A 290-nucleotide genomic window follows, 5' to 3' on the forward strand; every position below is an offset into this window, starting at 1 on the left:
TTACTGGTTGAAACTGTTTTGTCTTGTGAGTCACCTCTGACTGAGAGTTTACTCACTTAGCCGCGTGTCCACTATTGCTGGGTAAGATCACAACACTTTAAAATGCCCTATATAGGGTTAACCAGTAATTATCTGTATGATAGCTTTGAGTTCGGGAGGAGGTAATGACTCCAACTTACTGATAGTGTTTTATGTACTGATAGTGTTTTATGTTCAGATAATGCCCGATGACCTTGTCATGCAGCTCCACCGATTTTGAGAACGACAGTGACTTCCGTCCCAGCCTTGCC

At 42.8% G+C, this 290-nt stretch carries 1 protein-coding gene and 1 pseudogene; one reads left to right on the top strand and one right to left on the bottom strand.

Features of this window, described 5'->3' with window-relative positions; all coding sequences use genetic code 11:
• Window positions 1-93: 93 nt before the first annotated feature.
• Window positions 94-165, top strand: a pseudogene (locus tag LZP73_RS20300) (hypothetical protein); the annotation flags it as partial.
• Between the two features lie 10 nt (window positions 166-175).
• On the opposite strand, the gene LZP73_RS20305 reads toward LZP73_RS20300, so the two are convergent.
• Window positions 176-290 (bottom strand): IS1 family transposase (locus LZP73_RS20305; protein ID WP_234236741.1); only part of this gene is annotated, 115 nt, incomplete at its 5' end.

This window comes from Shewanella sp. AS16 (assembly GCF_021412365.1).
GTDB classification, from domain to species: domain Bacteria; phylum Pseudomonadota; class Gammaproteobacteria; order Enterobacterales; family Shewanellaceae; genus Shewanella; species Shewanella salipaludis.